The 24,502-nt window shown below is 67.5% G+C and carries 17 protein-coding genes; 9 read left to right on the forward strand and 8 right to left on the reverse strand.

Annotated elements, in window-relative coordinates; all coding sequences use genetic code 11:
* Positions 1-176: 176 nt before the first annotated feature.
* Both ABQ039_RS02510 and ABQ039_RS02515 read left to right on the forward strand, forming a co-directional pair.
* Positions 177-1,103, forward strand: coding sequence for a hypothetical protein (locus ABQ039_RS02510; protein ID WP_349778112.1), 927 nt, complete (start codon positions 177-179; stop codon positions 1,101-1,103).
* Positions 1,100-1,465: a hypothetical protein gene (locus ABQ039_RS02515; RefSeq protein WP_016903365.1), complete on the forward strand. Its 366-nt coding sequence runs from the start codon at positions 1,100-1,102 to the stop codon at positions 1,463-1,465. The genes ABQ039_RS02510 and ABQ039_RS02515 overlap by 4 nt, the downstream gene beginning before the upstream one ends.
* A gap of 172 nt (positions 1,466-1,637) precedes the next feature.
* Here ABQ039_RS02515 and accC read toward each other — a convergent pair whose 3' ends face one another.
* From accC to ABQ039_RS02550, 7 genes are all read right to left on the reverse strand, one after another.
* Positions 1,638-3,005 (reverse strand): acetyl-CoA carboxylase biotin carboxylase subunit, encoded by a 1,368-nt coding sequence (gene accC / locus ABQ039_RS02520; protein ID WP_016903366.1) that lies wholly within the window; start codon positions 3,003-3,005, stop codon positions 1,638-1,640.
* The gene (locus tag ABQ039_RS02525; RefSeq protein ID WP_374057840.1) at positions 2,995-3,372 is read right to left on the reverse strand and encodes a four helix bundle protein; all 378 of its coding nucleotides are present in this window, start codon (positions 3,370-3,372) and stop codon (positions 2,995-2,997) included. Before ABQ039_RS02525 ends, accC begins: the two co-directional genes overlap by 11 nt.
* Before the next feature lie 77 nt (positions 3,373-3,449).
* Positions 3,450-3,935, reverse strand: a complete 486-nt coding sequence (accB, locus tag ABQ039_RS02530) for an acetyl-CoA carboxylase biotin carboxyl carrier protein (RefSeq protein ID WP_016903367.1) — start codon at positions 3,933-3,935, stop codon at positions 3,450-3,452.
* Between the two features lie 97 nt (positions 3,936-4,032).
* Positions 4,033-4,479, reverse strand: coding sequence for a type II 3-dehydroquinate dehydratase (gene aroQ, locus ABQ039_RS02535; RefSeq protein ID WP_024940552.1), 447 nt, complete (start codon positions 4,477-4,479; stop codon positions 4,033-4,035).
* A 449-nt stretch (positions 4,480-4,928) separates the two neighbouring features.
* Positions 4,929-7,253: a protein-disulfide reductase DsbD gene (locus ABQ039_RS02540; protein ID WP_349778114.1), complete on the reverse strand. Its 2,325-nt coding sequence runs from the start codon at positions 7,251-7,253 to the stop codon at positions 4,929-4,931.
* A 5-nt stretch (positions 7,254-7,258) separates the two neighbouring features.
* Entirely contained in the window at positions 7,259-7,591 is a 333-nt protein-coding gene (gene cutA, locus ABQ039_RS02545) for a divalent-cation tolerance protein CutA (RefSeq protein ID WP_024940554.1), read from the reverse strand.
* Between the two features lie 230 nt (positions 7,592-7,821).
* Positions 7,822-9,633: an endonuclease gene (locus ABQ039_RS02550; RefSeq protein WP_349778115.1), complete on the reverse strand. Its 1,812-nt coding sequence runs from the start codon at positions 9,631-9,633 to the stop codon at positions 7,822-7,824.
* A 431-nt stretch (positions 9,634-10,064) separates the two neighbouring features.
* Here ABQ039_RS02550 and ABQ039_RS02555 point away from each other — a divergent pair, with 431 nt between their 5' ends.
* The 5 genes from ABQ039_RS02555 to ABQ039_RS02575 all read left to right on the forward strand — a co-directional run bounded on the left by ABQ039_RS02555 (position 10,065) and on the right by ABQ039_RS02575 (position 17,328).
* Complete coding sequence (locus ABQ039_RS02555; RefSeq protein ID WP_003483210.1) at positions 10,065-10,352, forward strand: co-chaperone GroES; 288 nt, start codon at positions 10,065-10,067, stop codon at positions 10,350-10,352.
* A 136-nt stretch (positions 10,353-10,488) separates the two neighbouring features.
* A complete protein-coding gene (gene groL, locus ABQ039_RS02560; RefSeq protein ID WP_039523170.1) occupies positions 10,489-12,129 on the forward strand; it encodes a chaperonin GroEL in 1,641 nt (546 codons plus the stop codon).
* 772 nt (positions 12,130-12,901) lie between these two features.
* Positions 12,902-15,793, forward strand: a complete 2,892-nt coding sequence (locus ABQ039_RS02565) for a TonB-dependent receptor domain-containing protein (protein ID WP_349778116.1) — start codon at positions 12,902-12,904, stop codon at positions 15,791-15,793.
* Between the two features lie 224 nt (positions 15,794-16,017).
* On the forward strand, positions 16,018-16,227 hold the full coding sequence (locus ABQ039_RS02570; RefSeq protein WP_146011412.1) for a hypothetical protein: 210 nt from the start codon (positions 16,018-16,020) through the stop codon (positions 16,225-16,227).
* A gap of 27 nt (positions 16,228-16,254) precedes the next feature.
* On the forward strand, positions 16,255-17,328 hold the full coding sequence (locus ABQ039_RS02575; RefSeq protein WP_126965244.1) for a 3-deoxy-7-phosphoheptulonate synthase: 1,074 nt from the start codon (positions 16,255-16,257) through the stop codon (positions 17,326-17,328).
* 435 nt (positions 17,329-17,763) lie between these two features.
* On the opposite strand, the gene ABQ039_RS02580 is transcribed toward ABQ039_RS02575, so the two are convergent.
* Positions 17,764-19,278, reverse strand: coding sequence for an acetyl-CoA hydrolase/transferase family protein (locus tag ABQ039_RS02580; RefSeq protein WP_104543436.1), 1,515 nt, complete (start codon positions 19,276-19,278; stop codon positions 17,764-17,766).
* Positions 19,279-19,665: 387 nt separating this feature from the next.
* Between ABQ039_RS02580 and ABQ039_RS02585 the strand changes: the two genes are divergently transcribed.
* Entirely contained in the window at positions 19,666-21,843 is a 2,178-nt protein-coding gene (locus tag ABQ039_RS02585; RefSeq protein WP_184610035.1) for a hypothetical protein, read from the forward strand.
* A 204-nt stretch (positions 21,844-22,047) separates the two neighbouring features.
* Complete coding sequence (locus ABQ039_RS02590) at positions 22,048-24,462, forward strand: hypothetical protein (RefSeq protein WP_184610037.1); 2,415 nt, start codon at positions 22,048-22,050, stop codon at positions 24,460-24,462.
* The last annotated feature ends 40 nt before the right edge of the window (positions 24,463-24,502 follow it).

Consider the following 24,502-nt stretch of genomic DNA (forward strand, 5'->3'; position numbering starts at 1 on the left):
ACCAGACGCCCGCTGCGCACCACGCACGCCACACCTGCGCAGATCACCGTCCTCATGCAATGCACCGTCCGCCGTTCGCATCGGCAGCGTCCGCTTGCGCGCCAGCGTGCGCGTGCGCGGGTGCTAGACTCCGCGCCGTCGCTGCGGGGCTTTCCGCAGCAGGGTCGCCGCTGTCCATGCCGCTTGCTCGTGCCCGCCATCTCTGGCTGTTGCTGGCTCCCGTCGCGCTCGCGGCGGCGGCCTGGTGGCATGTGCGCGCGCAACCGGGCGATTCGCCCACCGCCGCGCTGCCGGCGGTTGCCAGCAATGCCCGTACCGGCGCGCCGGCAGCGGGAGCGCACGCGCCCGCCGAACGCGGCACTGCCCTGCAACTGCCCTACCGCGATGCGGTGGACGCGCAGCCGGACCTGTACCGCTATGCGCAGCAATTGCAGCAGCAGGTGCGCGCCGGCAATGCGCAGGCGGGGTGGCGCCTGAGCCGCGTCTACGATTACTGCGCGCCGTATGCGTCCAGCCCGGCCGGTTACGCCGCCGACAGCGCCTGGATCGCCGCGCAACACACGCCCGGCGTGGCGGCGATGCACGCGGCGCGCACGCGCGTGGCGCAACGCTGCGCCGGCTTTGCGCCCGGCGATGGCCTAAGCCCACTACTAGTGGCGCAGCAACGGCAGGCAGCTGCGCGTGCAGGCAACCTGGCTGCCGAGGCGGCGTTGCTGGCGCTGGGCGAGCCGCTGCAGCGCTCGCCCAGCTACAAGCGCGCGCTGGTGCAACGCGTGCTGGCCTCGCGCGACCCGGAGGCCTACCTGGCGCTGGCGCCGGCAATGGGGGCGCGCGCCAGTGGCGATGACAGCCTCGACGGCTACGTGGCCGGCGATCAGTTCGCCGAGCTGGCCTGGCAGGTAGCTGCATGCCGGCTGGGGCTGGATTGCAGCGCAGACAGCACCCTGGTCACCAGTTATTGCGCCAATGCGGGCATCTGCTCGCGCAACAGCGCACAGGATTTCGTGTCGTTCGTATTCGATGCCGCGGTGCCGCGGCAGGGAGCAGACAGAGTGGATGAGATGGTCGATAGCTTGGTCTCCGAGCCGGGAGCGCAGTCATGAATTACCGTCGCCTGGCGCATGGCGCCAAGTTCTGGTTCTGGGTTGCACTGTTCGTGGCGTATTCGGCCGCGGCCGTGGGCATCGTGATGATCGACACCGCCGATCACCGCTACCAGCCGCTGTCGGTCAAGTCGACCACGGTCGCCGCCGACGAACAGCAGCGACGGCATGGCGCCAGCCAGGTGGCCGCGGTGTACCGCGCCAGCAGCGCGATGCCGTTTTCGACATTGCCGGCCGGCTCCACCTTCCAGGTGGTGTGGCCGGATGGCTCTACCGAAACCATGACCGTGGTCGACCCGGCCTCCTCCAGCGGCATCGTGCCGGTGCCGGGCAGCCAGCAGCCGGCACCGCGGATCCGCTAGCACCCAGGATCCCGTAGGAGCGCACCTGGGCGCGACGAGGTTCCACCGATAAAGCGCGGTCGCGCCCGGGTGCGCTCCTACGCATAGGTCGGCTGGCCTGCGCAATGCACCGGGCAACAACGCAACAAGCCCGGTTTCCCGGGCTTGTTGTGCGTTGCACTGACCAGTGCGATCAGACCAGCGCGATCGACTTGTTCTTGCGCTCGGCCAGGCGCTTTTCCAGATAGTGGATGTTCTGCCCACCGGCCTGGAAGCCCTTGTCGCGCATGATGCGCTGCTGCAGCGGGATGTTGGTCTTGATGCCGTCCACCACCATCTCGCTCAGCGCCACGCGCATGCGCGCGATCGCGGTCTCGCGATCGGGGCCATGCACGATCAGCTTGCCGATCATCGAGTCGTAGTTCGGCGGCACCTTGTAGCCGGCGTAGATGTGCGTATCCACACGCACGCCCGGGCCACCGGGCGGATGGAACGCGGTGATCAGGCCCGGATTGGGCATGAAGGTTTCCGGGTCCTCGGCATTGATGCGGCACTCGATCGCATGCCCGCGCAGCACGATGTCGCTCTGCTTGATGGTCAGCTTGCGGCCGGCGGCGATGCGCAACTGCTCGCAGACCAGGTCGATGCCGGTGATGCGCTCGGTGACCGGATGCTCCACCTGGATGCGCGTGTTCATTTCGATGAAGTAGAAACGCCCGTCTTCGAACAGGAACTCGAAGGTACCCGCGCCGCGATAGCCGATGCGGATACAGGCATCCACGCAGACCTTGCCGATCTCGTTGCGCAGTTCTTCGGTGATGCCCGGGGCCGGCGCTTCTTCCACCACCTTCTGGTGGCGGCGCTGCATCGAGCAATCGCGTTCGCCCAGATGGATCGCGCCGCCCTGGCCGTCGGCCAGCACCTGGATTTCCACGTGGCGCGGATTTTCCAGGAACTTCTCCATGTAGACCTGATCGTTGCTGAAGGCGGCCTTGGCTTCGGACTTGGTGGTTTCGATGGCGGCCTTCAACGCGGCCTCCGAATGCACCACGCGCATGCCGCGCCCGCCGCCGCCGCCGGCGGCCTTGATGATCACCGGGTAGCCGATCTCGCGCGCCACCTTGGTGTTGGCGACGATGTCGTCGCCCAGCGGGCCGCCCGAACCCGGCACGCACGGCACGCCGGCGGCCTTCATCGCGCGGATCGCCTCCACCTTGTCGCCCATCAGACGGATGGTGTCGGCCTTGGGGCCGATGAAGATGAAGCCGGACTCTTCCACGCGCTCGGCAAAGTCGGCGTTTTCCGACAGGAAGCCGTAGCCGGGATGGATGGCCTGCGCATCGGTCACCTCGGCCGCGGCGATCAACGCCGGGATGTTGAGGTAACTGTCGCTGGAGGCGGCCGGGCCGATACACACCGACTCGTCGGCCATGGCCACGTGCTTGAGGTTGCGGTCGACCGTGGAATGCACCGCGACCGTGCGGATGCCGAGCGTGTGGCACGCGCGCAGGATGCGCAGCGCGATTTCACCTCGGTTGGCGATGACGACTTTATCTAGCATGGGATTGGGGATTCGAGAGTGGTGATTCGTAGAGGGCGCCGGGCTCGCGCAGATGGCGCGATTCGTCCAGCGTGCGGATCAATGCATTGAGCCTGGCAAACGTGCGATTCAAAAGATCCAGGGTTGCCGTATCGGGCGAACCGAACTGCAGTCGTGCGGCAATCTGCAGTTGCGTATCCAGTTCCGCCAGCGAACCCCGCGCCATCGACAGATAACGCAGGTACTCGGCAGTGGAACGCCGCGCGGCGCCTTCGGCAATGTTGGAGGGCACGCTGATCGCAGCGCGCCGCATCTGTGCCGTCAGTCCGAAACGTTTGGAATCAGGAAAGTCGTGGCTCAGGCGGTAGATCGCTTCGACAAGCGACATCGCATCGCGCCAGACCATCAGGCGCTCATGCGGTCGCTCTTGCGAATCCCGAATCACGACTCTCCCATCCCCGCCGCTCAGCCAATCACAAACAACGGCTGATCGAATTCCACTGGCTGGCCGGTTTCGCCGAGGATGGCCACGATGGTGCCGGAGACGTCGGCTTCGATCGGGTTGAACATCTTCATCGCCTCGATGATCGCCAGCGTTTCGCCGGCCTTGACCTGCTGGCCGACGGTGACGAAGGCCGGCTTGTCCGGCGAGGGCGAGGTATAGAACGTGCCGACCATCGGCGCGCGCAGCACGTGGCCTTCCGGCAGGGCGGCAGCCTGCTTGGCGCCGCCGGTGGAGGCCTCGGTGGGCGACTGCATCGGCATGCTAGGGGCGGCCGGGGCCTGCGCGGGCGGGGCAGGTGCGTACTGCTGCACCGGCGCGCTCATCACGGTGGTGCCCTTGGGCACGCGTGCCAGGCGCACGCTTTCTTCGCCTTCCTTGATCTCGATTTCGGCGAGATTGGATTCTTCGAGCAGGTCGATCAGTTTCTTGATTTTGCGGAGATCCATACGGGCCTCATGAGGTGAATCGGTGGAGGTTGCCGGCGGCTGCCGGCGGAAGGGGGTCAGGCCGTCGGCGCGGACGCCGGCGTGGGTGAGCGGGATGTCATGCGTCGCGTTCCAGCCGCGCGATCACCGCTTCCAGCGCCAGCCGGTAGCTGTCGGCGCCAAAGCCGCAGATCACGCCGTCGGCCTTGTCGCTGAGATAGCTGTGGTGACGGAACGGCTCGCGCGCATGCGGGTTGGACAGATGGATTTCCACGAACGGCAAGCCCACGCCCAGCAGCGCGTCGCGCAGCGCCACCGAGGTATGGGTGAAGGCGGCCGGGTTGATCAGGATGTAGGCGGTGCCGTCCTCGCGCGCGGCGTGGATGCGCTCCACCAGCACGTGCTCGGCATTGGACTGCAGGCAGGCCAGGGTATGCCCGGCGGCCTGCGCACGATCCACCAGGGCCGCATCGATCTGCGCCAGCGTGGTGCGCCCGTAGACATCCGGCTCGCGGGTGCCGAGCAGGTTGAGGTTGGGGCCGTGCAACAGCAGCAGGTGGGCCATGACATCCGGGAGAGCGGAAAGGCCGGAAGTCTGCGCGATGTCGCCGATGCTGTCCAGATAGGCGAAGTTAGGTCTGTTTTAAACGGTTGTTTTAATTTCGTGGTGGCACGCTGCTGCGTTGGTGTGCCAGGCCCTGTGGGGCTGCGGTTTCGCGGCAGGCGCCCAGCCTTGCCGGTCTGTCGATCGCATGCCGACCATCTGCTGAATCGCCATGGTGCGTAGTGCAGCGCGTCCATTCGCGGAAGCGGTGCGTTCGCTGCCGTGCGTCCCGGCCCCTGCTATCTGTCGTGCTGTCGAGCGGCGTGCTCGGCAACGCCGGCTGGTGTTCGCCGGCATCCAGCCACTTCAGCGCCGATCGGCGCTCGCTCCCTTCATCATCGACCCATGCCGTCCATGCATCGGGCCGCCGTTCGAGCCGGCGTGCCGGCCCGCGGGTCTGACCGACCGGCTCACCTAGCCGCGCGCAGCAACGCATCCTCGGTGATCGCGTTGGTCAGCACGGTCGGCAGCACCGCCGGCGGCGCGCCGGGGCCGTAGACCACGTACAGCGGCACGCCGACGGCCTGGTGCTGGTCGAGGAAGGCGCTGATCCTGGGGTCGACATTGGTCCAGTCGCCTTTCATGTAGACCGCGTCGACGCGGCGCAGTGCGTCGCGGAAGTCGGCGCTGCTCAGCACGTTCTTCTCGTTGGCCTTGCAGGTCACGCACCAGTCGGCGGTCATGTTGACGAACACCACGCGGTTGTCGGCGCGCAGGCGGTCCAGCAACTGCGGCGAGAACGCCACCACGCCTTCGGCGGCAGTGGCGGCCGGCAGGCGCAGGCGGGTGACCCCGACCACCGGCACGACCGCCAGCACCAGCATCACCGCGGCCAGGCCCATGCCGATGCGATGGCTCTTCCAGCGGCTGCGCTCGAAGCAGAACAGGCCCAGTGCCAGCAGGGTGGCGCCAACCAGCATCAGCGCCAGCGCGTCCACGCCGCGCTGCTTGCCCAGCACCCACAGCAGCCAGATCGCAGTGAGATACATCGGGAACGCCAGCACCTGCTTGAGCGTTTCCATCCACGCGCCGGGCGTGGGCAGGCGCCGCGCCAGCGAGGGGATGAAACCGATCAGCAGGAACGGCAGCGCCAGGCCCAGGCCCAGCGCCAGGAACACCAGCATCGCCAGCAGCGCCGGGGCGGTGAAGGCATACGCCAGTGCGGTGCCCATGAACGGGGCGATGCAGGGGCTGGCCACCACGCAGGCCAGCACGCCGGTGAAGAAATCGCCCAGTGGGCCATTGCGCGCTGCCAGCGACTGGCCGATGCCGCCCAGATTGCTGCCCAGCGTGAACACGCCCGACAGGCTCAGGCCCACCGCAAACATCAGATAGGCCAGCGCCGCGACGAACCACGGCTGCTGCAGCTGGAAGCCCCAGCCGGCCGCCTGCCCGGCCGCGCGCAGGCCGATCACCAGCGCGCCGATCGCCGCAAACGACACCAGCACACCCAGCGAATACCAGATCGCATGGCTGCGCGCGTGGCTGCGGCTCTCGCCGCTGTGGGCCAGGCCCAGCACCTTCAGCGACAGGATCGGCAGCACGCAGGGCATCAGGTTCAGCACCAGCCCGCCGAGCAGGGCCAGCACCAGCATCGCCAGCAAGCCCTTGTCGGCGTGCGGCGGTTGGGTGCGCTGCGGATTGTCGGCCGAGGCATCTGCGGCCGGCGCTGCAGTCGCTGCGGGCGTCGGTGCCGGCGCCGGTTCCGCAGGCAGCTGCCCGGCCGGCAGCGGCGAGATCATCAGCGGCGCCGCCTGCGCCTGGTTCTGCGGCGACACCGTGCCGGCGGGCAACTCCAGCGCCACCCGACGGGTCATCGGCGGGTAGCAGATGCCATCGGTCTGGCAGCCCTGGAAGGTCGCCACCAGGGTCGCCTTGACCGGTTCGGCATGCTCGCGCAGCAGCGGCAAGGTGACTTCGGCCTGGTCGAAATACACCACCACATCGCCGAAGTGCTCATCGCGGTGCGCCTTGCCCTGCGGCCAGCGCGGCAGCCCGGGACGCACGCCGCCGGCGCCTTCCAGCGCCAGCGAGGTGCGGTCGCGGTAGATGTAATAGCCGGGCGCGGGGGTGAAGCGCAGCAGCAGGCTGTTGCCGTCGCCGACGATGGCTTCGAAGGTGAAGGCCTGCTCGGCCGGCAGCGGCAGTGCGTCCACGCCGGCGGCCTGGCCGGTGCTGCCGAACAGCCGCGGGCCTGCCGGTGCGCGCGGCACCAGTGCGCCCAGGTTTTCGCGTGGGGTGGCGGGCGTCGCGGCGGGAGCCGAGGCATCGGGCAGGCGCACGCGCAGCTCGCGGCGTTGCGGCGGGTAGCACACGCCGGCGTCGGCACAGCCCTGGTATTGCACCTGCAGCACGGCGGTCTGCAACCCGGCATCGGCCTTGCCGGCCAGTCTTGCCTGCAGCTGCTTGCGGTAGGTCTGCACCTGGCCAAAGAACTCGTCGTGCTTGCTCTCGCCTTCCGGCAGCGCCAGCTCGCCGGCGGCAAAGCCTTGCCCGGATTTGACGCTGATGCGGTGGCGGTACAGGTAATAGCCCGGCGCGATCTTCCAGCGCAGCGCGATGCTGTCACGGCTGTCGGCGGTGGCGCTCAGGGTGAAGGCCTGATCCACCGGCAGCAGGTCGGCCTCGGTGACCGCGGCCTGCGCGGGCAGGGGCGCCACCAGCGCCAGCGGCGCGGCGAGCAAGGGTACGGCCAGCAATGCGCAGCGGGCGATCCAGCGGGACAGAGACTTCATGGACGTCAGGATTCCTTGCGGGTTTCGGCCCGGACCCAATCGAGATACGCCGGCAGCCCGGCGCTGGCTTGGACCGCGATCGCCTCCGGCAGTTCATACGGATGCAGCGCCTGCAGCCGCGCGATGGCGTCCGGCAGGCGGTCCTCCCAGGTCTTGATCAACAGCTGCACTTCCTGGCTGCGCTCGATCGCCCCGTTCCAGCGATACAGCGACTGCACGCCGGGCAACTGGGTGACGCAGGCGGCCAGGCGCTCGTCCAGCAGCACGCGCGCAATGCGCTCGGCGCTGTCGGCATCCGGGCAGGTGCTGAACAACAGATGGAGGGAAGAGGCGCTCATGTGACCGCGCAGTGTAATCCCCTGTCTGCGGGGGATCGACCGCAGATTCCGGAACAGGGCGTCAAGTTCGCTGAGCCTGGCGGCTGGCCGGCGATACCGGTCCTGCGCCTGCCCGCTGATGTTGAATGACGCAGGCCGACGGCTCGCGCGCCTGCTGCGCGGTCGGGCACGTGGATTGCCGCTGCAGGCCGTCTCCCGGCCCGGCGCCTGGGGCACCGGGCCGGGCCGGATCAATTGGCCAGCTGGCAGCTGGCCGGCTTGGCCGAGGTGAACAGGCTCGAGGTCGCCCATTCGGGGTGATCCACGAACGGGTTGCGGTTGCCCTGGAAGCTGAAGATCACCTGGTTGCGCGCCCGCTCGGCATCGTCCGGCGGGTCGGCCTGGTGCCAGGCCAGCAGCGTGGACAACAGGCCCATATAGGCCGGCGAGGCCGAGGTCTGCACGATCTTGCTGCGGTCGTCGGTGAGTTCCAGGTCCGGCTCGGACTGCCCGGTGGCCGCGTCGGTGCCGCCTTCGTAGCGGATCGCCATGTACATCACCGCACGCGCCATGTCGCCCTTGCGCTTGCCCCACACCTCGAAGGTACCGCCGTTGCCGTCCGGGGTGCGCACCCAGTTGGAATTGCCCGGATAGCGCCCGCTGCCGCCGCCACTGCCGTCATTGACCTCGGTGACCCGCTCGCCGCAGCTGCTGGTGCAGGCCGCGTAGGGCTTGTTGCCGCGGTCGGCGTTGAAGGCGGTGTCGGTGAGATACAGCATGTGGGTGTCGGTATAGGGCGCATACGGCAGCCCCTTGTCGCCGCTGGCGCTGCCGAAGCCCAGCGAGTTGGGCCAGGTGTGCTCGCGGTTGTAGGTCAGCCCGCTCCCGGTGCCGGCACGGTCGCTGCCCTTGGCGTAGCTGCGGTTGCGGTAGGCGTCCAGGATCCGGCCGCTGTTGTTGGGATCCTCGTCGGCCATCTCCAGGATCGTCCAGGTGCTGGTGCCCGAGCCGCTGTACGGATAGACCGTGTGGCCCTTGATCACGGTGTGCAGCGAACAGCGCAACTGGCTGGCATTGGCGGTGTTGACCCGCGAGTAGTAACCGGTGCCACCGCCGCTGGCGGTGGCCACGGTGAAGGCGATCGACTGGTTGGCGGCCGGGCTCAGCCCGCTGGCATCGCGGATGGCGCTGGCGGTGATCGCCAGGGTGCAGCGCTCGCCACCGACCAAGGCGGTGTTGGTGGACAGGCTGAAGCGGGTGCCGCTGGTCGGGTAGCTCAGCGCCACCGTGCCGGAGCTGGCGCAGCTCAGTGCGAAGGCGCCGCTGCTCAGCGTCACCGCCTCGCTGAAGCCCACGCTCAGGTCGCCGGCGGCGGGAAAGCCGGTCGCGCCCTGGGTCGGGGTGGTGCTGGTGATCGTCGGTGCCGCGCCGGTCTCGCCGCCACCGCCGCTGCCGTTGAAGCTCTGGCCGCGGTTGCACGCGCCAAAGGTCTGCGCCGACGAGCCGGCCCAGCTGAAGTTGGCCGCGCTGCTGCCGGTGCCGGTCAGTTGCAGCGAACTGCCGACCGCGCTGCTGTTGCTCTCGCTGACCGGCAGGTTCTGGCTGGTGATGCCGGCGGCAGGGCCGCCGCTGGCGGTGATGGCGCCTTCGTAACTGAGGAACTGCACCAGCTGGCCGTTGGGGTCGACCAGCGCCACGCCGTCGTTGGGCCCGTTCTGCACGCCGTTGCTGGCGTAGCCGACCGTGGCCACGCGCACCTGGCTGCCGCAGCTGACCAGGCTGCCTGCCGGCACCGCCGTGTTGGCGTAGACCGTCGCCGCGCCCGGCGTGCTGCCGTTGTACAGATAGATGCGGTAGCCGCTCAGCGATTCGCCGGCGGTGGCCACCACTTCCACCCCTTCGCCGCTGTCGCCGGAGGCGCCTGCGTCGTCGTAATGCAGTTCGTTGATGAACACCGCCGCGTGGGCGGTGGGGACGGCCAGCGCAAGCGCACAGGCCAGCGGAAGCGTGCAACTGGGGGCCCAGCGCAAGGGGAAAGCACGGGCAGGGGACGGCAACCTCATCGACAGCTCCTTGTGATCGGGGAATGCGTGGCCGACTGTAAAACGTGTGCATGACAATCGGTGGAACCTGGTTCCATTTTTAGAGCGGCTGCTCCGGCGACTGCTCGGTGCGCACTGTCCGGCGTGCCAGTGGCTCGGTAGCCGGTCTCAGGCGCAGCTGGCGATCGCGCAGCCCGGTTCCCACCCGGCTGACCGTTGCCAGCGGGGCAATGCGCGCCAGGTCGTGTCGGCCGCGCCGTGGCCCTGGCACGGAACTGCCCGGCGAAAATTTTTTGCCCCCAGCCCTTGAAAGCTGGCCACACAGCACAATCTCTGGCCCGCACCCGCTCTGTCGGGTTTTTTCCGCGCGCTGTGCTGGCAGTCGTCACATACGAGTGCTAACATCGCCGATAATTTCCAGACCAATCAATCACTTAAGAGGGTCTTTCTCTATGAGCATCAAGCCGCTTCACGACCGCGTTGTAGTCAAGCCGATCGAAGCCGACGAAGTTTCCGCCGGCGGCATCGTGATCCCGGACTCCGCCAAGGAAAAGTCCACCAAGGGTGAAGTCGTCGCCATCGGCGCCGGCAAGCCCCTGGACAACGGCAGCCTGCGCGCGCCGGTGGTCAAGGTCGGCGACAAGGTCATCTACGGCCAGTACGCCGGCAGCAGCTACAAGTCCGAAGGCGTCGAGTACAAGGTGCTGCGCGAAGACGACATCCTGGCCGTCATCGGCTGATAGCCGTTGCCGGCGGGATTCGGGAGTGGGGATTCGGGATTGGCCACTGCGCTTGGCGCAGCTGATCCCGCATCTCCCCTGAACCCCGCTTTAGCCAATCCCCAATCCCCAATCTCAAATTCCGGAGTTACAACAAATGGCTGCTAAAGACATTCGTTTCGGTGAAGACGCACGTACCCGTATGGTTCGTGGCGTCAACGTGCTTGCCAATGCCGTCAAGGCCACCCTGGGCCCGAAGGGCCGCAACGTCGTGCTCGAGAAGAGCTTCGGCGCGCCGACCATCACCAAGGACGGCGTCTCCGTCGCCAAGGAAATCGAACTGGCTGACAAGTTCGAGAACATGGGCGCGCAGATGGTCAAGGAAGTCGCTTCCAAGACCAACGACAACGCCGGCGACGGCACCACCACCGCCACCGTGCTGGCCCAGGCCCTGATCCGCGAAGGCGCCAAGGCCGTGGCCGCCGGCATGAACCCGATGGACCTCAAGCGCGGTATCGACCAGGCCGTCAAGGCCGCCGTCGTCGAGCTGAAGAACATCTCCAAGCCCACCACCGACGACAAGGCGATTGCCCAGGTCGGCACCATCTCGGCCAACTCGGACGAATCGATCGGCAACATCATTGCCGAAGCGATGCAGAAGGTCGGCAAGGAAGGCGTGATCACCGTTGAAGAAGGCTCGGGCCTGGAAAACGAGCTGGACGTGGTCGAGGGCATGCAGTTCGATCGCGGCTACCTCTCCCCGTACTTCATCAACAACCAGCAGAGCCAGTCGGCCGACCTGGACGACCCGTTCATCCTGCTGCACGACAAGAAGATCTCCAACGTGCGCGACCTGCTGCCCGTGCTGGAAGGCGTGGCCAAGGCCGGCAAGCCGTTGCTGATCGTCGCTGAAGAAGTCGAAGGCGAAGCGCTGGCCACCCTGGTGGTCAACACCATCCGTGGCATCGTCAAGGTCGTGGCCGTCAAGGCACCGGGCTTCGGCGACCGTCGCAAGGCGATGCTGGAAGACATGGCCGTGCTGACCGGCGGCACCGTGATCTCCGAGGAAGTGGGTCTGGCGCTGGAGAAGGCCACGATCAAGGACCTGGGCCGCGCCAAGAAGGTGCAGGTCTCCAAGGAGAACACCACCATCATCGACGGCGCCGGCGACTCGGCCACGATCGAAGCCCGCGTTGGCCAGATCAAGACCCAGATCGAAGACACCTCGTCCGATTACGACCGCGAGAAGCTGCAGGAGCGCGTGGCCAAGCTGGCCGGTGGCGTTGCAGTGATCAAGGTCGGCGCGTCGACCGAAATCGAAATGAAGGAAAAGAAGGCCCGCGTCGAAGACGCCCTGCACGCCACCCGTGCAGCCGTCGAAGAAGGCGTGGTCCCGGGCGGCGGTGTGGCCCTGGTGCGTGCGCTGGTGGCCGTCGGTAACCTGACCGGTGCCAACGAAGACCAGACCCACGGCATCCAGATCGCCCTGCGCGCGATGGAAGCCCCGCTGCGCGAAATCGTGGCCAATGCCGGCGAAGAGCCGTCCGTGATCCTGAACAAGGTCAAGGAAGGCACCGGCAACTACGGTTACAACGCGGCCAACGGCGAGTTCGGCGACATGGTCGAGTTCGGCATCCTGGATCCGACCAAGGTCACCCGCTCGGCGCTGCAGAACGCAGCCTCGATCGCCGGCCTGATGATCACCACCGAAGCGATGGTGGCCGATGCACCGAAGAAGGACGAGCCGGCGATGCCGGCCGGCGGTGGCATGGGCGGCATGGGCGGCATGGATTTCTGATCCACGCCACTCGGCTGTTGCAGCAAAAAAGGACCCCGCCGAAAGGCGGGGTTTTTTGTGGGCGGTCGTGGATGCCGCAAGAGGTCGTGCGTGGCCACGCAGACCCCATCATGACCCGTAGGAGCGCCCCTGGGCGCGAAGAGGCTTTATCGGGAACGCCCCAATCGCGCCCGGGTGCGCTCCTACGCGGGGCCGATGCCATTGGCTTGCGCAATCGGTTCGCGGCCTCGACCTTGTCGAACTCGGCGCTTGCATGGCCACGCAAACCCCATGACCCCGTAGGAGCGCCCCAGGGCGCGAATGGGCTTCACCGGGAATGCCCCAATCGCGCCCGGGTGCGCTCCTACGCGGCGCAGATGCCACGGTTCGCGCAATCGGTTAGCGGCCTCGACCTTGTCGAACTCGGCGCTTGCATGGCCACGCAAACCCCATGACCCCGTAGGAGCGCCCCGGGGCGCGAAGGGGCTTCACCGGGAATGCCCCAATCGCGCCCGGGTGCGCTCCTACGCGGCGCAGATGCCACGGTTCGCGCAATCGGTTCGCGGCCCCAACCGTGTCGACGTGCGTGCCATCGCGTGGATCGCGAACCCCATCACACTTGCATGACAGTGTGTTGACATCGATGTCAGCGCCAACCTAGCGTCGCTGGGCAGGCGCTTGCGCCGAACGGTCGGGGGGCCATCGGACAGGGGGCGGCGATGCGGTGCATCGCTCGCAGGCGTCGTTGCAGTGGAACGCCACGCCGGCCATGCCGGCCTCTCCCGGGGATCTTATGAACTGCCGCAGTCATCGCCTTGCCTTGTCGATTTCCTTGTCCCTCGCCCTGACCGCTGCGGTCGCACCGTCGGCGGCTGCCCAGCAGGCCGAGCCGGAGCAACCGCGCACCACCTCCACCCTGGACGCGGTCAGCGTCACCGGCTCGCGCATCAAGCGCGCGCAGGTCGAGGGCGCGCAACCGGTGGTCACCATCTCTGCGCAGCAGATCCAGCAGGAGGGCTTTGCCACCGTCTACGACGTGCTCAACAGCATGAACCAGCAGGGCTCGGTGGAGGCCGATACGCAATGGGGCTCGCATACGCCCAACGCCTCGCCGATCAACCTGCGCGACCTGGGCCCGGGCCGCACCCTGCTGCTGGTCAACGGCCACCGCGTGGCCGACTACCCGCTGCCGTACGGCGGCGAGAGCAACTTTTCCAACTACAGCAACATCCCGTCCGCGGCAGTGGAGCGCATCGACATCCTGACCGGCGGCGCCTCGGCGATCTACGGCTCGGACGCGGTGGCCGGCGTGGTCAACGTGATCCTCAAGCGCGATTACCAGGGCGACCAGGTGCGGCTGCGCGGCGGCACTGCCACCGAAGGCGGCCGCGACAGCTTCGACGTGTCCTGGGCCGGCGGGCGCACCGGCGAGAACTGGAGCCTGACCTACGCGCTGCAGGCCACCCGGCGCGATCCGTTGAGCGGGCGCGATCGCCCCGAGATGGACGATTCCGACGACATGGCCTATTCCAACTGGACCGGGCAGAACCGCCGCTACGGCTTCAACCCGTTCACCGGCCTGAGCCTGGTCGATGCCAACACCAACGAACGCCTCGCACCGCCCGCCGGCACCTGCGCGCGCTTCGGCGGCGAGTTCATCGACGGGCAGCGGCTGAGCTACAACCAGAACACCGGGGTGGTCACCAACGCCGGCGACTACTGCGGCGTGGCCCGCGACTACGGCGACTGGGGGCTGGTCACCGGCAGCGAGGACTATTCGGCGTATCTCTACGGCACCTGGAAGTTCGGCGAGCACACCGAAGCCTGGGCCACGCTGTCGGCCAACCGCAGTATCGGCCGCTGGACCTACGACCCGCCGTACGTGTATCTGGGCCCGTTCCAGGACGCCGACACCGGCCGCTCGCTGTATGCGATCCGCCAGCTCACCCGGCGCGAGGCCGGTGGTTGGGACCGGCTGGCCAACTACAACAAGGAGCAGTCCTGGGACCTGAGCGCCGGCTTGCGTGGCGTGTGGGCCGACCGCTTCGACTGGGAGCTGAGCGTGGGCCGCTCGCGCTACACGGTGGACGAATACGTACGCACCGTGGACACCGCCCGCGCCACCGATTATTTCCTCGGCAGCCCCACCGGCACCGCCGCCGACGGCACGCCGATCTATGCGATCAACCAGGCGCGCCTGTATGCGCCGCTGTCCTCGAGCGAATACGACGAGCTGGTCGCCAAATCGCATAACTCGGCGTATTCGTGGGTGAACCAGGCCAGCTTCAGCCTGAGCGGCGATCTGGTGCAGGGCTGGGCCGGGCCGATCCGCTTCGCCACCGTGGCCGAAGTCGCCAAGCAGGGCTACCAGCTGTCGCCCGACCCCTGCGCCAACGAGTGCTATCCGGTCGATGTGGTGGACAGTGGCGGCGGCGAGCGCATGCGCAGTTCGGCCGGGCTGGAATTCCAGATTCCGCTGCTGTCGACGCTGAGCGCCAATGTCGCCGGCCGCTACGATCGCTACGGCAGTTACCGTTCTTCTGCGGCGATTCCGACCGATGTCGGCACCCAAAGCGACACCACCTGGAGCGCGGGTCTGGAATGGCGCCCGGTCGAGAGCCTGTTGTTGCGCAGCACGCTGGCCACCAGCTTCCGCGCGCCGGACATGCATTACGTGCTCGGCGAACCCAGCTCCACCAACCAGACCGTGATCGACCAGTACCGCTGCATCGCCACCGGTGCGTATCTCACTGGCGGCTGCAACGACGAAAACAGCAACATCTACTACACCGTGGACGTGAACCGTCGCGGCACGCCGGACCTGCGCTCGGAAACCGGCCGCTCGTTCACCGGCGGGGTGGTGTGGGACATCGTGCAGGGTCTGTCGCTGAGCGTGGATTACTACCGCATCGAGCTGGAGGAAATGATCAAGGATCTGGACCGCGACGAGATCCTCTCGGCCGAAGCCGGCTGCCGCACCGGCACCACCATCAGCGGCGGCGCCTGGAACAATCCCGGCGGCGCCGGCTATTGCGACACCATCACCTCGCGCGTGTTGCGCAATGCCGACGGCACCATTGCCAGCATCGAGCGCGGCCCGATCAACCTGGCGCAGATGGAAACCTCCGGCATCGATGCCTCGCTGAAATACCGGCTTGCCACGGCGGGTTGGGGCAACTTCCAGTTGTCGCTGGACTACAACAATCTGCTGGCCTATCGCGAGCAGATCTACCGCACCGACAGCGACGAAAACCGTCGCGACGAACGCGTGCGCAGCCGTGTGCGGGGCAGCGTGCATTGGGACAACGGCGGTGCCTGGGACTGGACGGTGTACTTCCGCCGGCTCGGCTCCATGCGCGCGGTCAACTGGGGCACCTGCGAGCGCTTCGACGACGGCTACCAACCCAGTGCCTCGGACGCATGCGTGGTCACCGACACCGCTAACGTGCATCTGGGCGAGAGCAGCAAGCGTTACTTCGGCCGCGTCGGCCCGGCGATCTACTGGAACCTCAGCACCGGCTACAGGATCACCGACCACGCCAAGGTCAACTTCTACGTCAACAACGTGTTCAACGAAGTGGGCTACGAGAACAAGGAGCGCTTCTACGGTTACGGCTTCTACAACACCACCTTGTTCAACCCGATCGGCCGCGAAGTGGCGGCGGAATATGTGTTTACGTTCTGATTGAAGGTGCTGGCCGCATCGCACGTCACGGCACAGCGCTGTGGCGTGCGATGCATGGTCGATGCCACCTGCGCAGGCAATCCGTACGCGATCCCGGCCTGCCAACGCGCGCGTGGTAATGCCGCGCATCGGTTCGCCCAGCTTGTCGTGCGGCGCGGTGGTCGGCGCGACACATGCGGCCTGCAGGCCCCCCGCATTGGCAGCGCTGCAACGTTCCGTTGCCGATGAAACAGTGGCAACGGCCAAACGTGCGTGGTATCAATGCACCCAATGAACGCACCCCGCAGCCAGTTTTACTTTTGGTACTACGGTTTTCCGATGCCGCTGGCGGAGGACGGATTGCGCTCACCCTGAAGAAATCTTCAGCAGCATTCCCGAAAAGCCGCCAGCGCACACTGGCGGCTTTTTTGTTGCCGCCGCGCCTGGCTCCCTGATGCAACACCGCCCACCGAGACACTGTTATGCCGCCTGTGACCGATGACCTGCGTATCCGCAAGATCGAAGCCCTTGCCCCGCCCTCGCAGCTGCTGTCGCTGCTGCCCTGCGACGAGCGCGCCTCCGAGACCGTGACCAATTCGCGTGCCGCGCTGCACGAGATCCTGCATGGCCGTGACGACCGCCTGGCGGTGGTGATCGGGCCCTGCTCGATCCACGATCCGGTCGCGGCGATGGACTACGCGCACCGCCTGCGCCCGCTGCGCGAGCAATTCGGCGACGCGCTGGAGATCGTGATGCGGGTGTACTTCGAAAAGCCGCGCACCACCATCGGCTGGAAGGGCCTGATCAACGATCCGGATCTGGATGGCAGCTTCCAGATCAACAAGGGCCTGCGGGTGGCGCGCGGTCTGCTGCGCGACATCAACAACCTCGGCCTGCCGGCCGGTGTGGAATTCCTCGACATCATCTCGCCGCAGTACATCGCTGACCTGGTGGCCTGGGGCGCGATTGGCGCGCGCACCACCGAAAGCCAGGTGCATCGCGAAATGGCCTCGGGCCTGTCGTGCCCGGTGGGCTTCAAGAACGGCACCGGCGGCGACGTCAAGATTGCGGTGGACGCGGTGGGTGCGGCCTCGCACCCGCATCATTTCTTGGCCGTGACCAAGGACGGCCACACTGCGGTGGCCGCGACCGCAGGCAACCCGGATTGCCACGTGATCCTGCGCGGCGGCAAGCAGCCCAACTTCGACGCGGCCAATGTGGAAGCGGCCAGCCAGGTGCTCACCACGTCCGGCTTGCCGGCGCGGCTGATGATCGACGCCAGCCACGCCAACAGCGGCAAGAATCCCGAGAACCAGCCCAAGGTCATCGACGATATCGCCACGCAACTGGAAGGCGGCGAGACCCGCATCGTCGGCGTCATGGTGGAAAGCCACCTGGTCGGCGGACGCCAGGAGCTGGTGCCGGGTTGCGCACTGACCTACGGCCAGAGCATCACCGACGGCTGCCTGGGGTGGGACGCCTCGGTGCAGGTGCTCGAGCGCCTGGCGACGGCCGTACGCGCACGTCGCGCAAGGCGGGTTGCCGAAGCTGCGTGATCGGCGAGGCGGTGGGGTGAGAGCACGAGGCTTCGCGCGGACCCTCATCCTGCGCTACGCGCCACCTTCTCCCGCCGGGAGAAGGGAGAAGCCCCTCTCGAGCAGCCTGGCAATGAGCACAAGCGCACGCGTGCTGATGGCCGCTCCAAAACGAGAACGCCGGGCCGGCGCAGGGAGCCGGCCCGACGGATTGGACACCACCCAGTGGTGACCCGTCGCGCCCAGCGGCAGGAGGGGGAGAGAGCCGTCCTGCCGCCGAATGCGAGCGGGCAGGAACGTTATCCGCCACATCCGTGACATCGCGATGTCGCAGCATGTCGATGCCAGCAATGAAGTTCGCGAAGCGTTAAACACCAGCACGACGACCGTGCTCCGATCTCTCTAGCAACACCGTCACGCTGCGCTAAACCGCCGATTCCCGATTCCCGATCCCGCTCACCCCAACATATCCCCCGTCTCCAACCAGCGCTGATGCCACGATAACGCCTCGGTCAGCAGATGCGGGGTGTGCTTGCCATAGCTGTCGCGATTGGCGCGCGCCACATAATCTTCCAGCGCATCGCGGTAGCGCGGGTGTACGCAGTGATCGAGCAACTGGCGTGCGCGTTGCTTGGGTGTGAGGCCGCGCAGATCGGCCAGGCCTTGTTCGGTGACGATCACCGAGACATCGTGTTCGGTGTGATCGACATGGCTGACCATCGGCACGATCGACGAGATGCTGCCGGCCTTGGCGATGCTGGGGCTCAGGAAGATCGACAGGAAGCCGTTGCGCGCAAAGTCGCCGGAGCCGCCGATGCCGTTCATGATGCGGCTGCCCATCACGTGGGTGGAATTGACGTTGCCGTACAGGTCGGCCTCGATCATGCCGTTCATGCCGATGCAGCCGAGCCGGCGCACCAGCTCCGGATGATTGGAAATCTCCTGCGTGCGCATGATGATGCGTTGCCGGTAGAAATCGATATTGCGCTTGAACTCCTCGTTGCCCTCCGGGCTGAGCGCAAAACCGGTGCACGAGGCATAGCGCAGCACGCCATCGCGCAGCAGCGCGAGCATGCCGTCCTGGATCACTTCGGTGAACGCTTCCAGGTCGCGGAAGCCGCTGCGTGCAAGCCCCGCCAGCACCGCATTGGGGATATTGCCCACGCCCGATTGCAGCGGCAGCAGGCTGGCCGGCAACCGGCCCTTGTCCACTTCGTGGCGCAGGAACGCGATCAGGTGCTCGGCGATGCGTTCGCTGCTGTCGTCGGCGGCAGCGAACGGGCTGTTGCGATCCGGGCCATGCGTGCGCACCACTGCCACGATCTTGTCCGGGTCGCAGCGCAGGCTGGGCTCGCCGATGCGGTCGTCGCCATGCACCAACGGGATCGGCTTGCGCTGCGGCGGCAGCGCAGTGCCGTAGTACACGTCGTGCATGCCATCCAGGCCGGCCGGCTGCCAATCGTTGACTTCGATGATCACCTTGCTGGCCAGGTCAAGCCAGGTCTTGTTGTTGCCGATCGAGGTGGACGGCACCAGGCTGCCGTCGGCGCGGATCGCCGAGACTTCCACCACGGCGGTGTCGATCTGGCCGTAGAAGCCGAACCACACGTGCTGGGCGACGTGGCTGAGATGGATGTCGATATAGTCCAGCGTGCCGGCGTTGATGCGTTGGCGCGCGTCCGGGTCGGACTGGAACGGCATGCGCATGGCGATGCCGTCGGCCTTGGCCAGCGCGCCGTCCAGTTCCGGCGCGGTGGATGCGCCGGTCATCAGCTTGATCTGGAATGGCTGGCCCTGCAGATGCGCCGCTTCGATACGCTGTGCCAACGCCATCGGCACCGCCTTGGGGTAACCGGAGCCGGTGAAGCCGCTCATCGCCACGGTCTCGCCGGGCTGGATCAATGCGGCAGCGGCCTCGGCAGAAACCAGGCGCTCGCGCAGCGGCGCGTACAGGATGCGTTCGTCGGACATGGCGGCACAGCGGGACAGGGGACTGCCATTATCGCCGCTGCATGCGCTGGCGGCGCTGCGACCATGGTGCAATGCACCGGTGCAGATGGCCGCAACTGCGTGCGAAGCGGACTGTTGCGTGCCAGGTCGGTTGGGGCAACACATTGACGCTGCGTCTGCTTTCGTTGCCGCATCTGCAGCCTGGCGTCGGCGTTGCCGCTGGCAGGCCGGCGGTCCTCTGGCGAGCGCGTACCGGTACGCCCTGTCACACTCCTGCACTGCAGCGCCAACCGTCAACGCATCCCGGCTGCCGTACAGCGCGGGTGGTGATGCGCTACCGGCCATGTTCACGCCTCGCCGCCAGCGCAACCGCGATAGTGGCGGCAGACTCGACTTCTGCCTGCGCCCATGTCCTCTCTTCGCGACCGCTTCCAGCGCTGGCCCCGGCCAGGGCGCATCGCAGTGGTCGTGCTGGTGGCGCTGTATGCGCTGTATCTGCTGGCCGGCAACCTGTTCCTCAACACGCCGCTGTTCGATGCCGTCACCAACCGGCAGCCGCATAAATTCACCATGCAGACCGGCCCGGCACTGACCGTGTTTCCGGGGCAGGTGATGGCCTGGAACGTGCGCATGCGCGGGCAGGCCAACCGCACCGTGTACGTGTTTCACGCCGACCGCGCCAATGCGCGTGTGGCCTTGCTTGCACTGTTGCGGCGCGAGGTGCGGCTGCCGTGGCTGCATGCCACCGGCCTGGAAGCGGAAGTGGAAACCTCCGACACGCCCATTCCGCCACCGCCGCGCGGCGATCAGGGCTGGACGCTGCGCTTCGATGCGATCACCAGCAACAGCATCCGCAGTGCGCGCCTGGGCAAGCTGCTGATCGCCGGGCAGGGCCACGGCAGCGTCGGCTTCCTCAAGCAGCTCAAGGGCGGGCCGTCGGAGCTGTTTCCCTCCGAAGCGGGCTTTCGCGATGCGGTGGTCAGCTATGACGGGGTGCAGGTGTTCAATGGCGCGCAGCTGGATGCGCAATTCCAGTTTCCGCGCCATTACCGCGACCAGGCCCCGGGCCTGCGCAAGCTCGGCATTACCCATGCGCGCCTGCAGCTGAAGGCGGCGACCGTGGCGTTGAAGATCGACACCGGCGCGCCGCATGTTGACATCCGCAGCGGGCCGTCCGCGGCGCGGGTGGAGGCCGACATCACGCTGGATCGCGGCACCCTGCAGGAGGGCAGCCATGCGGTCTGGCGTCTGCCGTTGATGGCCGGCGTCGGCGCGACCGACCGCGGCATGCTGGCGCTGCAGCTGGACGTGGCGCGCGACATCCGTGTGCAGGCACGCCTGCCGCGCGACGAGAAGACGGGCAGCGAACTGCAGGCCGATCTGCGCATCGCCGGGCGCAGCATTCCCTTCCAGGATCCTGCGCAGGTGCTGCCGCGCCTGTCAGGGCAGGTGCGTGGGCGCTGGCAGTTCGAATCGCTGAACTGGATTGCCGAGCTGTTCGTACGCAAGCCCTGGTTCCAGCTCGCAGGCGGCGGCCTGGTCGAGGCCGATCTGCGCTTGGCGCAAGGGCGGCTCGCCAGCGGCAGCAGCCTGGAGATTCCACGTGTGGAGGCGGTGGCGCAGGTGTTCGATACGCGGCTGGCCGGTATCGCCAAGGCGCATGGACGCATCGACGATGCCGCCACGCCGCAGGCGCATCTGGAGGTGAGCATCCCCACCTTCAAGGCCGCACCGCGCGATGCGCCCAGGCAGGTCCTGCTGGACGGCCGCGATCTGCAGCTGGCCATGCATGGCGATGCCGAACTGGCGCGCCTGCGCGACACGCTCAAGGCGCAGCTGCGTTTCAGCGATGCGCGCGTTCCCGATCTCACCGTCTACAACCGTTACCTGCCCGGCAAGAACGTGCGCCTGCTCGGCGGCAGCGGCAGCCTGACCGGCGATGTGGCGCTCAATGCCACCGGCGATGTGGGCAGCGGCCACGCCAACCTGCGCGGGCAGGGCGCGCACCTGGCGCTGGCCGGCGTGCAGATGCGTGGCGATGCCGAATTGCAGGCGCAGCTGCAGCGTGCCGATTTCAAGAACAAGTTCTTCGACCTCAGCGGCACGCGCGTGCGCCTGCGCAATATGCGTGTGGGCGACGACAGCAGCGACGCCAACTGGTGGGGGCAGATGCAGGTCGGTGCCGGCACCATCCAGGCCAGCGCACCGTTCCAGGTGGATGCCGATGCGGCGATCCGCATGCGCGATGTCGCGCCGCTGCTGGCGGTGTTTGCGCAACGTGCCGACTATCCGCGCTGGGTACTGGGCTTGCTGGATTCGGGCGAGCTCGACGCCACCGGCAGGGTACGTTGGCGCAAGCAGCAGTTGCTGATCGACGACCTGCATGCGGAGAATGCGCGGCTGTCGCTGCGTGCAAGGCTGGCCTTGAACGATGAGCAGCGGCGCGGCGATCTGTATCTGCGCTGGGGCGTGCTGGGCGCCGGGATCGAACTCGATGGCAAGCAGCGCCAGTGGCATCTGGCCGGCGCGCGCGAGTGGTACGACGCGCAGCCGGGGTTGTTGCCGGCGGTATCGAAGGCGAAGTAAGCGGCTCGTGGTTTGAGGCTTGCGTAATGCGGCCAGCTTTGCCGTCTTCGACGAGGCGTGCGCACACTGCCGGGCGTGTAGGACATCCACTGCACACCGGGCAGCCTGCCGGTGCCCAGCCGCAATCGCCGCTGCGCACCGCGCTCACGGTTTCCTTGGCACACTGCGCCACGCCGCGTGCGCGGTCTTCAGGAGCCTGCCGTCATGACGATGCCTGTTCGCGCCCGCTGGCAGACCTTGCCCCGCCCGGTGCGTTGGCCGTTGCTGGCGTTACTGGTGGTGTACGCAAGCTATCTGCTGCTCGGCAACCTGTTGCTCAACACGCCACTCGGGCCGGCCGCGCTCAATCGCAAGCCGGACCGGTTCACCATGCACTGGGGCCCGGCAGTGACCTGGTGGCCGGGCCGGCTGACGCTGTGGAAGGTGGAGTTGCAAGGGCGCTCGGCACGCACCCGCTGGAACGTCAGCGCGCAGCGCATGAGCGGGCAGGTGCGGCTGTTGCCGTTGCTGCATCGGCAGTTGCTGGTGCCGGAGCTGCATGCGCACGGGGTGCGCGGCGGCATGCAGGCGGCTGTACCCACAGCCGGTACCGTGGCGACGCCAGCACCGGCGACAGCGCCGAACACGCAGGCCGCTGCCGCAACGCCGGCTGACGCAGCCGGTATGCCGCCGCCAACGACCGCGCAGGACAAGCTACCCACACGCACCCCGGACGTCGCGGCGAGCACGCCGCCGCCCGCACGGACGACCGGCGCAGCCGCCCGCATGCCGCAATCCGCCGGGGGCGCCAATACCGCTGGCGCACCCGCAGGTCCCGCATCGACCGCTCCGGCCTGGACCCTGCAGTTCGACCGCATCGTCGCCGATCAGGTGCAGGCAGTGACGCTGCGTCAGCTGCGGATCGAAGGCGATGGTCAGCTGCAGCTCGGCCTGTTCAAGCAGTTGCGTGGCGGGCCGATGGAAGTGTTTCCCTCGCAGGCGCGCTTCGACAACGCACGCATGCGCTGGGGTGACAGCGAAGTGCTGCGCAACGGCCAGCTGCGCATCGAAGCCAGCATCGCGCGGCATGCGCCAGAGCAGGCACGTGGGCTGGCCATGCTGCAGCTTGCCGATGCACAGGTGAGCGTGCATGGCGACACCGCGGCACTGGATGTCGTACGTAATGCCCAGGGGCGCCATACGCTCGCCACACGCGCCGGCACGGGGCGTGCGGATGGGCAGTTGCGCTGGATACGTGGCGCCTTGCAGCCCGGCAGCCAGCTGCAATGGCGCGCACCCCTGCACGACAGCACGCGCACGCCGGCCGCCCTGCTGGGCGAGCTTGCAGCGCAACTGCAGGTGGAGCAGGACATGCGCCTGCAGGTGAGCATGCCCGAGCCGGCCGATGCCGGGCTGACCCTGGATGCGGATCTGCGCGTGCAGGGCCGGCAGCTGCCGCTGCAATCGATGCGCAGCCTGCTGCCGCGCACCTCCGGGCATGCGCGCCTGCACTGGCAGCTGTCTTCGCTGAGCTGGATTCCGGCGCTGTTCCCGGACGTGGACTGGCTGACGCTGGACGGCGACGGACTGGTGGATGCGGATCTGCGCATCGATCGCGGCCAGCTCGGTGCCGGCAGTCGTCTGCAGGTGCCGCACGTGCGTGCGCATGTCGGCGTGATGGGGCATGCGATCGATGGGCAGGCCAGCGCCGACCTGCGGGTGAGCGCCGATGCGAACGGGCAGCTGCTGCCGGCACTTGCCTTGCAGATGCAGCAGTTCTCCATTGCGCACAGCGATGCGCCCACGCGCCCGTTCGTGCAGGGCCGCGACCTGCGTCTGGACCTGCAGACGCGCGCCGATGCGCGCAACCTGGCCACGCTGCGCGACGCCACGCGTGCGCATCTGGTGTTCGCCAATGCGCGCGTGCCGGATCTGCGTGCCTACAACCGCTATCTGCCGCAGCAGCAACTGCGTTTCGATGGCGGCAACGGTGTGCTCAGTGGCGATCTGCAGATCGAACCCGGTGGGCGTATCGGCAAGGGCGGCCTGCGTATCGGTGCGCGTGCGGCGCGGCTGCAGTTTGCCGGCCTGGCACTGCGTGGCGATGTGGATGCCGATCTGCGCTTGCAGCGCGGCGATCTGCGTGCGGAAAACTTTCGCCTCGACGCCAGCACCATCCAGCTGCGCAATATCGGATTCACCGGGCCGGATGGTCAGCGCCGCGATGGCTGTTGGGCGCGCATCGTGCTGGAAGACACCCGCATGCAATGGCGCCAGCCGGTCGGTGTGGATGGACGCGTGCGCATCCAGGTGCGCGATCTGGCGTTCCTGATGGCGCTGTACGCGCGCGACCGTTCGATCCCGAACTGGATGCTGCGGCTGGTGGATGCAGGCCAGGCGCAGGTGACCGGGCGCGTGCATTGGCAGGGCGACACCGTCATCGTCGATCGCTTGCAGGCGCGCAACCAACGCTTCCAGGTGGATGCGCGCTTGCGTTTGCAGGGCAGCCAACGCAGCGGCAGTCTGCTCGCGCGCTGGGGCTTGTTGAGCGCAGCGGTGGGGTTGCGCGGCCAGACCCCGGAATGGCATCTGCTGCGTGCACCGGAGTGGTACCAGGCCCAGCCCGATCTGCTGCGCTGAGGCTGCCGCGCGCCAGTGCGGTGTGAAGGAAAAAGCGCCA

The sequence above is a fragment of the Xanthomonas sp. WHRI 6108 genome (genome assembly GCF_040202385.2).
GTDB lineage: Bacteria > Pseudomonadota > Gammaproteobacteria > Xanthomonadales > Xanthomonadaceae > Xanthomonas > Xanthomonas arboricola.

Excerpts from the sequence above, each read along its gene's own strand:
- ABQ039_RS02510 (WP_349778112.1), top strand. The coding sequence starts at position 177 with ATGCCGCTTGCTCGTGCCCGCCATCTCTGGCTGTTGCTGGCTCCCGTC.
- ABQ039_RS02515 (WP_016903365.1), top strand. The coding sequence starts at position 1,100 with ATGAATTACCGTCGCCTGGCGCATGGCGCCAAGTTCTGGTTCTGGGTT.
- accC (WP_016903366.1), bottom strand. The coding sequence starts at position 3,005 with ATGCTAGATAAAGTCGTCATCGCCAACCGAGGTGAAATCGCGCTGCGC.
- ABQ039_RS02525 (WP_374057840.1), bottom strand. The coding sequence starts at position 3,372 with ATGTCGCTTGTCGAAGCGATCTACCGCCTGAGCCACGACTTTCCTGAT.
- accB (WP_016903367.1), bottom strand. The coding sequence starts at position 3,935 with ATGGATCTCCGCAAAATCAAGAAACTGATCGACCTGCTCGAAGAATCC.
- aroQ (WP_024940552.1), bottom strand. The coding sequence starts at position 4,479 with ATGGCCCACCTGCTGCTGTTGCACGGCCCCAACCTCAACCTGCTCGGC.
- ABQ039_RS02540 (WP_349778114.1), bottom strand. The coding sequence starts at position 7,253 with ATGAAGTCTCTGTCCCGCTGGATCGCCCGCTGCGCATTGCTGGCCGTA.
- cutA (WP_024940554.1), bottom strand. The coding sequence starts at position 7,591 with ATGAGCGCCTCTTCCCTCCATCTGTTGTTCAGCACCTGCCCGGATGCC.
- ABQ039_RS02550 (WP_349778115.1), bottom strand. The coding sequence starts at position 9,633 with ATGAGGTTGCCGTCCCCTGCCCGTGCTTTCCCCTTGCGCTGGGCCCCC.
- ABQ039_RS02555 (WP_003483210.1), top strand. The coding sequence starts at position 10,065 with ATGAGCATCAAGCCGCTTCACGACCGCGTTGTAGTCAAGCCGATCGAA.
- groL (WP_039523170.1), top strand. The coding sequence starts at position 10,489 with ATGGCTGCTAAAGACATTCGTTTCGGTGAAGACGCACGTACCCGTATG.
- ABQ039_RS02565 (WP_349778116.1), top strand. The coding sequence starts at position 12,902 with ATGAACTGCCGCAGTCATCGCCTTGCCTTGTCGATTTCCTTGTCCCTC.
- ABQ039_RS02570 (WP_146011412.1), top strand. The coding sequence starts at position 16,018 with ATGAAACAGTGGCAACGGCCAAACGTGCGTGGTATCAATGCACCCAAT.
- ABQ039_RS02575 (WP_126965244.1), top strand. The coding sequence starts at position 16,255 with ATGCCGCCTGTGACCGATGACCTGCGTATCCGCAAGATCGAAGCCCTT.
- ABQ039_RS02580 (WP_104543436.1), bottom strand. The coding sequence starts at position 19,278 with ATGTCCGACGAACGCATCCTGTACGCGCCGCTGCGCGAGCGCCTGGTT.
- ABQ039_RS02585 (WP_184610035.1), top strand. The coding sequence starts at position 19,666 with ATGTCCTCTCTTCGCGACCGCTTCCAGCGCTGGCCCCGGCCAGGGCGC.
- ABQ039_RS02590 (WP_184610037.1), top strand. The coding sequence starts at position 22,048 with ATGACGATGCCTGTTCGCGCCCGCTGGCAGACCTTGCCCCGCCCGGTG.